Origin of the sequence: Microbispora sp. CA-135349 (genome assembly GCF_050947365.1) — a bacterium.
In the GTDB taxonomy this organism is placed as follows: domain Bacteria; phylum Actinomycetota; class Actinomycetes; order Streptosporangiales; family Streptosporangiaceae; genus Microbispora.
In genome coordinates this window covers 6153143-6166057 of sequence record NZ_CP192001.1, presented here as the reverse complement: position 1 = coordinate 6166057, position 12915 = coordinate 6153143, and the positions used below count along the sequence as shown (strand labels likewise).

Genomic DNA, 12915 nt, shown 5'->3' with positions numbered 1-12915 from the left:
TTTGGGATGAAGGCCGCACCGGAAGCACAGAAGCGTCTGCTCGATCTCGCGGAGCTCGACACGAGTCTCGACCGGCTGCGGCACCGCCGCCGCAGCCTGCCCGAGCTCGCCGAGATCGACGAGCTGTCCAAGAGGCTGGCGAAGGTCTCCACGCAGATCATCGCCGCCGAGACCGAGGCCGGCGACCTCGCCCGTGACCAGGCCAAGGCCGAGTCGGACGTGGACGCCGTACGCGTCCGGGTCGACCGGGACCAAAAGCGCCTCGACTCCGGGCAGGTCTCCTCCCCGAAGGACCTGGCGAGCCTCCAGTCCGAGATCGTCTCGCTGCGGCGCAGGCAGTCGGATCTTGAGGAGGTCGTGCTGGAGATCATGGAGCGCCGGGAGGCGGCCGACGCGAGGGTCACCGCCGTCAAATCGGAACGCGACGAGGTGACCGGCACGCTGCGCGCCGCCGAGGACCGTCGCGACGCGGCGTTCGCCGAGATCGACAAGGAGATCGGAGAGCTGGTGGGCGGGCGGACCGCGATCACCGCCGACGTCCCGGCCGATCTGCTCGGGCTGTACGAGAAGATGCGCGAGCAGAGCGGCGTCGGCGCCGCCATGCTGCACGGCGGCCGGTGCCTCGGCTGCCGCACGAGCCTGTCGATCGCCGACCTCAACCGCATCCGGGCCGCCGCGCACGACGAGGTGGTCCGCTGCGAGGAGTGCCGCCGGATCCTGGTGCGTACGGCCGAGTCGGGTTTGTGACGGTCACCGTGGGTGCTACCGGGGGGTTCGTCGTCGAGGCCGACGGCGGGTCGCGGGGCAACCCCGGCCCGGCCGGGTACGGCGCGGTGGTCAAGGACGACGGCGGGCGAGTGCTCGCCGAGGCGGCCGAGTCGATCGGCACCGCGACCAACAACGTGGCCGAATACCGCGGCCTGATCGCCGGGCTCCGGGCGCTGCTCGCGCTCGGCGCCGAGGGCGGTCAGGTCGAGGTGCGGATGGACTCCAAGCTGGTCATCGAGCAGATGGCCGGCCGGTGGAAGGTCAAGCACGAGGGCCTGCGGCCGCTCGCCCTGGAGGCGGCGGGCCTGGCCCGGCGCTTCCGCGTCACCTGGACGTGGATTCCGCGCGAGCGCAACAGCCACGCCGACCGGCTCGCCAACGAGGCGATGGACGCCGCGGCGCGGGGGGAGACCTGGCAGGCGAGTGAGATCTCCTCCGCGCCGAAGGCGGCTCCGGCCGTCGAGCCCGGCGCCGAGCCGCCCAACACCGACGCGCCCTCGCTGTTCGACCTCCCCGACGGCGCTCAGGCTCCGGCCACGGGCGCGGAGGCCGCCGGCGCGACCGGGGCGCCCGGTGCGGTCGACGCGGCCGCCGACGCCGGCGCCTCCCACGACCGGCGCGGGCACGGATGGATGCCCCGGCCTTCGCGCGTCGCCACGTCCCTGCTCCTGCTCCGCCACGGGCAGACGCCGCTGTCGGTGGACAAGCGGTTCTCCGGGCTGGGCGACCCGTCGCTCACCCCCACCGGGCTCGCGCAGGCCGAGGCCGCGGCCCTGCGCCTGTCGCGGCAGCCGTACGAGGTCGAGGTGATCGTCACCTCCCCGCTCACCCGCGCCCGGCAGACCGCGCAGGCCGTGGCCGCCCGGACGGGCCTCGCCGTACTGGTCGACGACGATCTCCGTGAGACCGACTTCGGCGAGTGGGAGGGCCACACGTTCGCCGAGATCCAGCAGCGCTGGCCCCGCGAACTCGCGGCCTGGCTGGCCGACCCGGACGTCGCGCCGCCCGGCGGGGAGAGCTTCGCGGCGACGGCCCGGCGGGTCGAGCAGGCGAGGGAGCGCATCGTGAAGGCCCACGAGGGCCGCGCCGTCGTCGTGGTCTCCCACGTGACCCCGATCAAGATGCTCGTCCGCTTCGCGCTGGGCGCGCCGCCGGAGGCGCTCTACCGGATGCACCTCGATCTGGCCTGCCTGTCGGCGATCGACTACTACGCCGACGGGCCCGCCGTCGTACGGGCTCTCAACGACACCGCCCACCTCTCCTGACGCCCCTTCGCAGGAGCCGAATCGCTCCGGCGGAGCCTCGCCACAACCACCGGCCTGAACTCGACGTTTGAGGGTTTGGGGGCCATATTCCTGGGGCTTTCGCGCGAAAGTCTCCACCGAAGGTTCAACGATACCGTTGACGATATGGCTACCGACATCAAGGACGCCGTCCACGCCGTCGAGGCCGCCTCGGTCATGAGACTCCTCCCGGCCCGGCCGCGGCTGCTCGCCCTCGGCGAGCCCACCCATGGCGAAGACCTTCTGCTCGACGTGCGCAACGAGCTCTTCCGGCAGCTCGTCGAGGGGGAGGGTTACCGGACGATCGGGATCGAGAGCGACTGCCTGATGGGCCTGGTCGTGGACGACTACGTCACCTGGGGCACGGGCACCCTCGACGAGGTCATGGAGCGCGGCTTCAGCCACGGCTGGGGCGCGTCCGCGGCCAACCGCGAGCTCGTCCGCTGGATGCGCGCGTACAACGAGGGCCGGCCCGCGTCCGAGCGGGTGCGCTTCGCCGGTCTCGACGGCCCGCTGGAGATCAGCCACGCCGCGAGCCCCCGGCAGGCCCTCACCGCTCTCCACGGCTACCTCGCGGCCCGGGTGGACGCGGACCTGCTCCCCTGTGACGTGGAAACGCTCGACCGCCTGCTCGGCGCCGACGACCGGTGGGCCAATCCCGCCACGATGATGGACCCGTCCCAGTCCGTGGGGCGGTCGGCCGAGGCCAGGGAGCTGCGGCTGCTCGCCGACGATCTCGTGGCGCTGCTCGAGGCGGAGACGCCGCACCTGATCACGGCGTCCTCCCGGGACGAGTGGGACCGGGCGCACCTGTACGGACGCGCCGCCACCGGCCTGCTGCGCTACCACCACTGGATGGCCGACACGTCGCCGGGCCGCATGCCGCGGCTGCTGGGCCTGCGGAGTTCGATGATCGCCGCCAACATCCTCGCCGTCGCCGAGCGGGGCCCGGCCCTGGTCCACGCCCACAACGCGCACTTCCAGCGGGACAAGAGCACGATGCGGCTGGGTGACCTGCTGTTCGAGTGGTGGAGCTCCGGCGCGATCGTGCACGCCCATCTCGGCGAGGGATACGCCTTCCTGGCCACGGCCCTCGGCACCATCCGGCACCAGGGGGTCGACACCCCGCCCCCGGACACGCTCGAAGGGCTTCTGTACGCGCTCCCCGAGGACCGCTACGTCGTCGACGCCCGCCGTCTGGGCGCCGCCCTCGGCGACGCGCGGCCCGCCCCCCGCGTGTCCCCGTGGTTCGGCTACGCCGCGCTGGACCCGGCCCACCTTGCCGCGTACGACGGGATCGTGTTCGTCAAGGACGTCGCGCGCAGCTAGGCCGTGTCCCCAGAACCGGGGCCGATCGGGCCTGCGGCGGGATCAGCGGCGGCGCTGGACAGGACGACGCTGGGCAGGGCGACGCGGAAGGCCGCTCCGGCGCCGGGCCGCGTCCGCAGGTCCACCCGCCCCCCGTGCGCGGTGACGATCGACCGGACGATGGCCAGCCCCAGCCCGGCGCCTCCGGCGCCGGTGTGGGTGCCGGTGCGGGTGCGGCTGCGCGAGCCGTCCACCCGGTAGAAGCGGTCGAACACCCGGGCCGCCTCCTCCTCGGACATGCCCGGCCCCTCGTCGGCGATCACGAGGACGCCGTCCCCGCCGGCCGTGCCGACGCCGATCCGCACCGGCGTCCCCGGCGGAGTGTGGGCGACGGCGTTGCCCACGAGGTTGGAGACCACCTGCCGCAGCCGCGCCTCGTCACCGTGGACCGGCGCCTCACGCGGCGGTCCGCCGTCCGGCCCGGTCAGCGTGACCTCCCGCCGGGGATCCAGCGCGCGCAGGTCGTTGAGGGCGTCGGCGGCGAGCGTCCGCAGGTCCATGGGGGCGAGGTCCATGGGCAGGGCGTCCTCGCCTTCGTCCAGACGGGCCAGCAGGAGCAGGTCCTCCACGAGCCGGATCAGGCGTCCCGCCTCGCTCTCGACACGGTCGAGGGTGAGGTCGGCGTCGGGCAGCCCGCCCATCCGGTGCAGCTCCGCGAAGCCCTTGACGCCGAAGAGCGGGGTGCGCAGCTCGTGGCTGACGTCCGCGACGAAGCGGCGCATCCGGGCCTGCGCCCGCTCCCGCTCGGCGAAGGCCGTCTCCAGCTGGCCGAGCATGACGTTCAGGGCGACGGCCAGCCGGCCGACCTCGGTCTGGGGCGCGGCCAGGGCGGGGACGCGCCGGGACAGGTCGCCCCCGGCGACGGCCGCCGCGGTCTGCTCGATCGTCCGCAGCGGCCGGAGCCCCCGTCGTACGGCGAACCAGCCGATGACGGCGAGCGACGTCATCAGCGCCGCCGCGGTCGCCGCGCAGACCATCGTCAGGCGGCCGACGGTGGACCTGACCCCGCGGAGCGACGCCGCCACGACGACGCTGCCGGGCACCGTCGCGGATGTGGCCGCGGATGCGGTCGTGGGGGCGGGCAGGAGGACGGCGACGGCCCGCCACTTGCCGCCCTCGGGGCCGGTCGCGTCGAACGGCCGCCCGCCCAGCCGCCCGACCGCCGCCGTGTCGAGCCGGGGGAGCGCCGGGGCCCGGTGCCGCGGCCCCTCCCGCAGCCACGGGCCGCCCTCCTGCTCGACGGCGCCGTCAGCGCGCAGGTAGGCGACGTACACCTGGTCGATCAGGTCCATCCCGGGCACCGCACCCACCGGCTGCGGGCCCTGCGGTTGCGGGTTCTGGCGTTCGGACGTCACGGCGACCAGCGGGGCGGGGATCCGCGACAGCACCGCCGCCATCGGCGTGAGCTGCCGGTCCACGCGTTCGATGAGATGGGCCCGCAGCGTGGCGACCGCGACCGCGCCGCTGACGGTCAGGCCCAACGCGAGCAGGGCCATGGTGGTCAGCAGAAGCCGCCCACGCAGCGACAGGCCCTTCGCCCGCGCCGGTGACCCGGGCGGCGTCCCGGTCACGGGCGCGGCCCGCGCAGGACGTAACCCACACCGTGCATCGTGTGGATCAGCTTGGGACCGGGCTTGTCGATCTTTCGGCGCACATAGCTCACATACGTGTCCACGATGCTGGAGTCTCCGGCGAAGTCGTACCGCCAGACGTGCTCCAGGATCTGCGCCTTGGACACGACCCTCCCGGCGTTGAGCATCAGATAGTGGAGCAGCCGGAACTCGGTCGGCGACAGCCGCACGGGGACGCCCGCCCGGATCACCTGACGGCCTTCCGGGTCGAGTTCGAGATCGGCCACCCGCAGCATGCGGTCCTCGGGGGCGGCCCCGGCCCGCCTGAGCACGGCCTCGATCCGGGCGAGCAGTTCCTCGAGGTCGAACGGCTTGGTCACGTAGTCGTCGCCGCCCAGACGCAGACCGTTGATCTTGTCGTGGGTGGCGTCGCGCGCGGTCAGAAACAGCACCGGCACCTGGCCGGGACGATCGCCGAACAGTGGCCGGGGGAGTTCCCGGAGACGCCGGATGACCTCGAAACCATCCATGTCGGGCAGCATGACGTCGAGGAGCACGAGGTCGGGCGGCGTGCTCCGCGCGCTCTCCAGGGCCTGCGACCCCGTCGCGGCCGAGGTCACCTCGTATCCCGCGAAGCGCAGGGTGGCCGCCAGCAGTTCCCGCACCACGGGTTCGTCGTCGACCACCAGCAGGTGCCGCCCGTCCACTCCGGCCTCCCTTCGCCGATCATCGGAAGAATAGGTGCGCGATGCTAAGCCCGTCGTACAGGCCGGGCGCGCCGCCGTGACGCCCGGCGGCGTCCTGGTAGGCCGTGGTCCGGGCGCCCCCGCGGTCACACGTCCCGCCGCCGGAAGACGGCGACGGCGGCGCAGAGCAGGACGGCCACGGCGGCGGCGAGCACACCGGCGCCCGCGAGCGGTGCGAGCAAGTCGGTGCCGGGATGGACCGCGAAGATCCGGGAACCCGCCGCGCTCGGCCACCAGGTAATGATCCATTTGGCCACCGGCTTCGGGAACAGACTCGCCATGCCGGGCAGGATCAGCAGGAACGTCCCGAGCGAGATGGCCCCCGCCGATCTGCGCAACAGGAACCCGAACGCCATGCCGTACAGCCCGACCAGGCCGGTGAACAGGCCCGCGCCCAGCAGCGCCCCGGGCACGCCGGGATAGCCCGGTCCCACGCTCGGCGCGCCCTGCGCCGCCAGCGCCGCCTGGCTGAGCGTGAACGACAGCAGCGCCAGCGGCGGCCCGATGAGGAGCGTGGTCAGCGCGACGACGGCGCCCTTGCCGCCGACGAGGAGCCCTCGTCCGGGCACTGCGGTGACGCTGACCGGCATCGTCCCGGAGGCGTATTCCGAGGTCACGGCCAGTACGCCGACCGCGCTGACGAGCACCGCCACCAGCACCAGAGCGCGGAAGGCCGGCTCCGTCGGGTCGAAGGCCGCGCGGTCCGTGGCCGAGCCGCCGAGGTACTCGCGCGCGGCGGTCATGCCGAACAGGTAGCCGTACGATCCGGCCGCGACCACGGCGCCGGCCAGGCAGCCGAGCATCGCGCGGATGCTGCGGAACTTGACCCACTCCGAGCGCAGCACGCCGTACGCGGTCATGAGACGGCCCCCGCGAGATTCGCGGCGAACTCGACGCTGTCGCCGGTCATCTCCAGGTAGGCCTCCTCCAGGCTGGCCTGCAACGGCGTGAGTTCGTGCAGGACGATCGCGTGCGCGCCGGCGAGATCCCCGACCTCGGCACCGGACATCCCGGTGACCGTCAGGGTGCCCTCGGCGCCGGGCCGTACGGCGGCGCCGGACTCCCGGAGCAGGGAGGCGAGCCGCCGCGCGTCGGGGGTGCGCACGAGCACCTCCTGCCGCGCGGCCGACCGGACGAACGCCTCCAGCCCGGTGTCGGCGATCAGCCGTCCGCGGCCGATGACGACGAGGTGGTCGGCGGTGAGGGCCATCTCGCTCATCAGGTGGCTGGACAGCAGCACGGTCCTGCCCTCGGCGGCCAGGCTTCGCGTCAGCGTGCGGATCCAGCGGATGCCCTCGGGGTCCAGCCCGTTGACGGGTTCGTCGAGCAGCACCACCGGGGGATCGCCGAGCAGCGCCGCCGCGATGCCGAGCCGCTGCTTCATCCCCAGGGAGAACCCTCCGGGACGCCGGCCCGCCACGTCGGCCAGGCCCACGAGCCCGAGCACCTCCTCGGCTCGGCGTCGTCCGATGCCGTTGGCGTAGGCCAGGCAGAGCAGGTGGTCGGCCGCGGTCCTGCGGGGGTGCACGGCGTGCGCGTCGAGCAGCGCCCCCACCTCCCGCAGGGGCACGGGCAGGTCGGCGTAGCGCCGCCCGCCGATCGTCGCGCTTCCGCTCGTCGGCCGGTCGAGCCCGAGGATCATCCGCATCGTGCTCGACTTGCCGGCGCCGTTCGGCCCGAGGAAGCCGGTGACGACCCCCGGCCGTACGTCGAAGGTGAGGCCGTCCACGACGGCGACCTCGCCGTACTTCTTGGTCAGTTGCCGCAACTCAATCATGGGACGCAGGCTCGCCCACCGATCTGCGCGATCTCTGCGAGGATCTGTGCGGTTCCTGTGAGCGTCCGGCTCGCGACCTGCGCCGGTGTCGTCTCACGTTTCCTTCGCCCGGAAAACTCGGAGAGTCTTCACATGACTGCCGGCCGGGGAGGGGAATGAGCCGGGAGCCGCTAGGCTTACCTCCACGGTGGACGAGCCGGCCGGGCGGCCGCGTCAGGGCTTCGGCCCTGCCGAGGAAGGTCCGGGCTCCACAGGGCAGGGTGGTCGGTAACGCCGACCCGGGGTGACCCGCGGGACAGTGCCACAGAAAACAGACCGCCCCCTTCGCGGGGGTAAGGGTGAAACGGTGGTGTAAGAGACCACCAGCGCCCACGGTGACGTGGGCGGCTCGGTAAACCCCACCCGGAGCAAGGTCAAGAAGGGACGTTCTCCGGAACGTCCCGCGCGCGACGTTCGAGGGCTGCCCGCCCGAGCCGCGCGGGTAGACCGCTTGAGGCCGCCGGCAACGGCGGTCCTAGATGGATGGCCGCCGGTCAGCCCTCGTGGCTGATCACAGAACCCGGCCTACAGGCCGGCTCGTCCACCTTCCGCCCCTCCGAGCTGGGCCGACTTCCTACAGATTCGCGAAACGGATATGTCGCCCTCGTGGATAAGGGGGAACTCATCGGCTATCGCGTGTTCGGCCCTGACGGCCGCGTGCCAGGCGGCGAGTACGACGAATCGGCGCTTGACACAGGTGGAGGTCTACGTCCCGAATTGACGGGCCGTGGTCTCGGTAAGCAAGCAATCGCCACCGGCCTGGAGTACGGCGCTGCACATTTCCGGCCCACGGCCTTTCGGGTGACTGTCGCCAGCTTCAACATCCGTGCCCAGCGGGTCGTGCAGGGACTCGGCTTCGTGCCCAATAGAACCTTCAACGCCACAACAGACGGCCGCAGCTTCGTCATCATGACTCGCCGGCAGCCTTGAACCTGCTGCGTGACCAACTGCGTGACAACGCCCCACTGGGCCACCTCGGCCGGCAACGGAAGCGCTTCCGGAGACCGAGCTTGAGCGATCAGCTCCTGCGTAGGGCCGAAGGCCATGAAAGGGGCGCAACCCCGCGGGCAGTGGGTCCATGAACTGTGACGGCATGGCTGGGTGGGCGAAGGTCACAAGAACGATCAGGACGATCCCGGCGGGGACGGTTATACCCAGCGGCCGTACGTTCGGAATCGCAAACCCGATCCAGCAGGCGAGCGCGACGCCGGCCACACCCACGGCGAAACCGATTCAAGGCCCCGCGCCTATACAGCACCTCCCAACTACGCCGAGGCACTCACGGTCGCCGGCAGCCTCTGAAATCTCGTAATCCAACGAGAGCCCGGCCCCCAGGAGCCAGCCCAGTGCCGCCGCGCCGGCGGCCCGCGACAATGAGACGACCGGCATGCCGGTGAATATAGAAGCGAGCTGCGGATTCTCCACGGGCAGGCCGAACAAGGGACAGTCAGTGCCGATGAACGCGAGAAGCAACGCGAAACGATGAGAACCGGCGAGCACTGAAAGGGCGGCCCAATGCGCATGCGGAGCGGCCGTCGCAGGTCAGCCGGCAGGACGGATCAGATCTCGATGATGTGACGCCCGGCACCCGCGATCCGGGGCGCTGCCGCCGGTCTCCGTCACGCGGCTGCGCCGGGGCCGGGCAGCAGGTCGACATCGCTTGCGTGCATCGGCTCGCCGCAGTGGGCGCAGCGCAGGGCGACGCCGCTGACCTCACCGCACGCGTGGTGGCGGTAGAGCACCGGCGGCCCGGCCTCGCCCGCGAGCCACTTATCGCCCCAGCCGGCCATGACCATGAGCAGATCGACCAGCTCGGTGCCCTTCTGCGTCAGGTGGTACTCGTGCCGTGGCCGCTGGTCGTAGGGGCGGCGTTCCAGCACGCCCTGGTCGACGAGGTGGTTCAGCCGCTCGGTCAGCACCTTACGTGAGATCCCGAGGTCGGCCTGGATCTGTTCGAACCGGGTGAGCCCTACCCACACGTCACGCAGGATCAGCGGCGACCAGGGCTCCCCGATGACGTCGAGCGTGCGCGCGATCGAGCACGCCATCTCACCGAAGTTCGTGCGCTGCATGAAACCAGTCTAGCAATTTGGGTTCCCTTAGGGAACTTGAGGCTGTTAGGCTCGTGGAGTCTCTTGAAGGAACTTATCGAGGAGGGCCCATCGAGATGAGCAAGGTCTTCGGCGCCCACGCCGTGTCGGTCGACGGATACATCACCGGTCGCGATCCCGGTGCCGGGCGCGGGCTCGGCGACGGGACGACGCTCTTCGTCGTCACCACCGGAGTCCAGGACGCGATCGCGGCGGCCCGAGAGGCGGCCGACGGTAAGGACGTCGGCCTCATGGGCGGCGGCGTCGTGACCGAGGCGCTGAAGGCGGGTCTCGTGGACGAGGTGATCCTCCACCAGGTGCCGATCCTGCTCGGCCGCGGCCGGCCCTTCTTCCAGTCGCTCCCCGAGCGTGTGCGCCTCCGCCTCGTCGAGGCCGTCCCGGCGCCCGGCGTCACCCACCTCCACTACGAGGCCGAACGATGACGTCGTCGCTCTCCGACGATCACCACAGGAAAACCGCCGACAACCGCCCCAGGAGATGACCATGACGCTCGACCCGACTGTGCGCCGCGTGCTCGACGGTGCCTCGCTCGCCCACCTCGCCAGCGTCCTGCCCGATGGCGCCCCCCACACCGTCCCGGTCTGGATCGGGACCTACGGCGACCACATCGTGTTCCTCACCGGCCCGGAGTCGCGAAAGGCCCGCAACCTGCGCCGCGACCCGCGGGTCGCGCTCTCCCTGACCGCGCCCGACAACCCGTTCCAGCCGATCGTCATCCGCGGACGCGTCGTCGAGTGGCTCGAAGGCGACGCCGCCTGGGCGATCGTCGACCGGCTGTCGACCAAGTACATCGGCCGGCGATACTCACGAGACGAGGAGCGCGTCGTCGCGGTCATCGAGCCCGAGCGGCAGACGGTAGGCCTCGCTTGAGCGGCGGCCGCAGTCGGCGTGCAAATCGATCACGAGCAGCGGCACCTGAATGAGGTTCGGTGTCGTGCGCCCAAGGATCGCCATCGATGACGTGTCCGCAGGGGGAGCGCCCTGCGAAATTGATTCGCCTGGCGGGCCCGGAGTGCCTAGCGTTGGGTCTCCAGAGGGCGCCGCGGGATGCCCCTGTCATGGCATCGAATCCTGATCGGAGGTGCGGAGCGGAATGACCTGCCACCTCGTCGCGCTCTGCTTCGACGCGCACGACCCGCTCCGTCTCGCGCGCTTCTGGGCCGGCCTCCTGGGCTGGGAGACGGCCGGCGACCTCCACGGCGACCTCCACGACGACATCGCGCTGCTGCCGAGTGACGGCACCGGGTTCCGGATCCGATTCCTTCCTAGTCAGGAGCAGAAGGCCGGACAGAACCCGATGCACTTCGATCTCACGAGCAGATCCCTTGAGGACCAGCAGCAGACGGTGGCGAGAGCGCTCGAACTCGGCGCCCGGCACATCGACATCGGTCAGAGCCCGGAAGACGATCATGTCGTGCTCGCGGACCCCGAAGGCAACGAGTTCTGCGTCATCGGGCCGGACAACAAGTTCCTCGCCGACTGCGGATTCATCGGTGCGCTTTCCTGTGACGGTTCACAGGCGGTCGGGTACTTCTGGAGCGAAGCGCTCGGCTGGCCGCTGGTCTGGGACCAGGACCAGGAGACCGCGATCCGCTCGCCGCACGGCGGTCCGAAGATCACCTGGGGTGGTCCGCCGCTGATGCCGAAGACCGGGAAGAACCGGCTGCATCTCGACATCGCTCCGCCTGCCGGCGGTGATCAGCGAGCGGAGGTCGAGCGTCTCGTCTCCCTTGGGGCGAAGCGCATCGACATCGGCCAGGATGAGGTCGGCTGGGTGGTCATGGCCGATCCCGACGGCCACGAGTTCTGTGTGCTGACGCCGCGGTAGCGCGAACGCGGCGCCCAGGGCCGGACCGTTGCTTCCGCCGGCCGCGAGTCCCTTCGACACGGGGAAATCGGTATGAACGTCGCCGGATTGCAAGGCTGAGTGCGAGAACCAGCCTTTCGACGGTGACACCGTGTACGGCCGGCTCGGGAAGAACATGGACCCCTCGCCCCACGCTGAATGCCGTATCAGCGCCGGCGCCAGGAAAATCGCGGCACCCAATAAGAGGGGCATGACGACCAGCTTCACCAGTGCGTACGGCGAGCGCCGAGTTTGGCGCTGGGGAAGTGTCACACCAACGACGATCCTTGGTCGCCGGCCCTGACTGGTCAATTCTGGTTCAAAACAGGTTCGAATTGGCGTTCCCGCCATAGCTCGATCTGCGATGGACTATCCACGCGTGGACGTTCGGGCCGGCCGCGTGGGGGTCTCGGTCACCCCTGGCCTGGAGGCGGGGGCAGTAGTTAGGGGGCCTCGCCGGCGACGTCCGGCATTTTTTTCACGGACCTTGGGCAGAGATGAGGGGCAAGAAACCCGGAGAACAAAGGCGTATGTGCTGATTTTAGCGGTTCATGGGAATCGTCGCGGATGGGTCAGGGAATCTCGGAGACGTGACATCGCTCCGCCACCTCCGTGAATGTCTTGGCGAACTCGATGAGCTGGAGCGCAGCATCAAGCACGGCATCGACAGCATGTGCGGCAAGTTGTATCGGGCCATCGACTGGCAGCGGCGTTTCGAGGCCGACGTGTCGCACGAACTGCGCACCCCGATCGCGGGACTGCGGGCACAGCTGGAGGAGGCCCGGCTGCATCCCAGCGAGATCGACGTGGACGACCTGCTCGAACGGGCGCTCAACGATGTGGAACGGCTGCAGACGCTGGTCGACGACCTCTACCTGCTGGCTCAGCTTCAGGCCGCCGCGCAGCCGACCGAACCGTCCCTGCTGGACCTGGGGGATCTCGTGCAGAGCGAACTGGCCCGGCGCTCCGACAGGCTCGGCGTGAAGGTGCAGGTCGTTCCCGGGGTTCTGGTGCGCGGTCTGGACGCGCGGCTCAGGCGAATGTTGTCCGAACTGCTCGACAACGCGCAGCGGCACGCCAAGACGGTCGTGTTCGTCCAGGTCCGGCGTACGGCCGACGAGGCGGAGCTCGTGGTGGCCGACGACGGCGACGGAATCGGAGAGGAGGATCGGGAACGGATCTTCGATAAATTCACCCGCCTCGACGCCGCCCGCTCCCGCGATCGCGGCGGGACCGGCCTCGGCCTGGCCATCGTGCGGAACATCGCGTACGGCCACGAGGGCGAGGTGCACGTGGAGCGGTCGTCGGCCGGTGGTGCGGCCTTCGTCGTCCGGCTTCCACTGGCCTGACCGGTCGTCCTCGCCGGCGGGCAGCCTCCCCGGGGGTGCGCCAGGCGGTCAGGGGCC

General features: G+C 71.0%; 13 protein-coding genes and 1 other RNA gene. 9 read left to right on the top strand and 5 right to left on the bottom strand.

The annotated features are described in order from the left end of the window. The first annotated feature begins 6 nt into the window (after nt 1–6). The 3 genes from ACQPZZ_RS28275 to ACQPZZ_RS28265 all read left to right on the top strand — a co-directional run bounded on the left by ACQPZZ_RS28275 (nt 7) and on the right by ACQPZZ_RS28265 (nt 3380). Entirely contained in the window at nt 7–747 is a 741-nt protein-coding gene (locus ACQPZZ_RS28275) for a zinc ribbon domain-containing protein (protein WP_432924009.1), read from the top strand. After that, a complete protein-coding gene (locus ACQPZZ_RS28270; RefSeq protein ID WP_432924007.1) occupies nt 744–2033 on the top strand; it encodes a bifunctional RNase H/acid phosphatase in 1290 nt (429 codons plus the stop codon). Before ACQPZZ_RS28275 ends, ACQPZZ_RS28270 begins: the two co-directional genes overlap by 4 nt. Nucleotides 2034–2177: 144 nt before the next feature. Beyond that, entirely contained in the window at nt 2178–3380 is a 1203-nt protein-coding gene (locus tag ACQPZZ_RS28265; protein ID WP_432924005.1) for an erythromycin esterase family protein, read from the top strand. On the opposite strand, the gene ACQPZZ_RS28260 is transcribed toward ACQPZZ_RS28265, so the two are convergent. The 4 genes from ACQPZZ_RS28260 to ACQPZZ_RS28245 all read right to left on the bottom strand — a co-directional run bounded on the left by ACQPZZ_RS28260 (nt 3377) and on the right by ACQPZZ_RS28245 (nt 7513). Further along, nucleotides 3377–4990 carry a sensor histidine kinase gene (locus tag ACQPZZ_RS28260; RefSeq protein ID WP_432924003.1) on the bottom strand — a complete coding sequence of 538 codons (1614 nt, stop codon included), beginning with the start codon at nt 4988–4990 and terminating at the stop codon, nt 3377–3379. The two genes, ACQPZZ_RS28265 and ACQPZZ_RS28260, sit on opposite strands and share 4 nt — an antisense overlap. Then, nucleotides 4987–5697, bottom strand: a complete 711-nt coding sequence (locus ACQPZZ_RS28255) for a response regulator transcription factor (RefSeq protein WP_432924001.1) — start codon at nt 5695–5697, stop codon at nt 4987–4989. Before ACQPZZ_RS28255 ends, ACQPZZ_RS28260 begins: the two co-directional genes overlap by 4 nt. A gap of 125 nt (nt 5698–5822) precedes the next feature. Beyond that, nucleotides 5823–6596: a hypothetical protein gene (locus tag ACQPZZ_RS28250; protein ID WP_432923999.1), complete on the bottom strand. Its 774-nt coding sequence runs from the start codon at nt 6594–6596 to the stop codon at nt 5823–5825. After that, the gene (locus ACQPZZ_RS28245) at nt 6593–7513 is read right to left on the bottom strand and encodes an ATP-binding cassette domain-containing protein (protein WP_432923997.1); all 921 of its coding nucleotides are present in this window, start codon (nt 7511–7513) and stop codon (nt 6593–6595) included. Before ACQPZZ_RS28245 ends, ACQPZZ_RS28250 begins: the two co-directional genes overlap by 4 nt. A gap of 192 nt (nt 7514–7705) precedes the next feature. On the opposite strand from ACQPZZ_RS28245, the gene rnpB reads away from it, so the two are divergent. Continuing rightward, nucleotides 7706–8096, top strand: an RNA gene (rnpB, locus tag ACQPZZ_RS28240) — RNase P RNA component class A. A 17-nt stretch (nt 8097–8113) separates the two neighbouring features. Further along, a complete protein-coding gene (locus tag ACQPZZ_RS28235) occupies nt 8114–8482 on the top strand; it encodes a GNAT family N-acetyltransferase (RefSeq protein WP_432934577.1) in 369 nt (122 codons plus the stop codon). A 689-nt stretch (nt 8483–9171) separates the two neighbouring features. On the opposite strand, the gene ACQPZZ_RS28230 is transcribed toward ACQPZZ_RS28235, so the two are convergent. Next, nucleotides 9172–9624, bottom strand: a complete 453-nt coding sequence (locus ACQPZZ_RS28230) for a winged helix-turn-helix transcriptional regulator (RefSeq protein WP_432923995.1) — start codon at nt 9622–9624, stop codon at nt 9172–9174. Nucleotides 9625–9719: 95 nt separating this feature from the next. On the opposite strand from ACQPZZ_RS28230, the gene ACQPZZ_RS28225 reads away from it, so the two are divergent. The 4 genes from ACQPZZ_RS28225 (at nt 9720) to ACQPZZ_RS28210 (ending at nt 12858) form a co-directional block, all read left to right on the top strand. After that, nucleotides 9720–10085, top strand: coding sequence for a dihydrofolate reductase family protein (locus ACQPZZ_RS28225; RefSeq protein WP_432923993.1), 366 nt, complete (start codon nt 9720–9722; stop codon nt 10083–10085). Nucleotides 10086–10146: 61 nt separating this feature from the next. Then, nucleotides 10147–10533: a PPOX class F420-dependent oxidoreductase gene (locus tag ACQPZZ_RS28220; RefSeq protein WP_432923991.1), complete on the top strand. Its 387-nt coding sequence runs from the start codon at nt 10147–10149 to the stop codon at nt 10531–10533. Between the two features lie 223 nt (nt 10534–10756). Beyond that, nucleotides 10757–11491: a VOC family protein gene (locus ACQPZZ_RS28215; RefSeq protein WP_432923989.1), complete on the top strand. Its 735-nt coding sequence runs from the start codon at nt 10757–10759 to the stop codon at nt 11489–11491. A gap of 608 nt (nt 11492–12099) precedes the next feature. Beyond that, nucleotides 12100–12858, top strand: coding sequence for a sensor histidine kinase (locus ACQPZZ_RS28210; protein ID WP_432923987.1), 759 nt, complete (start codon nt 12100–12102; stop codon nt 12856–12858). Nucleotides 12859–12915 lie beyond the last annotated feature (57 nt).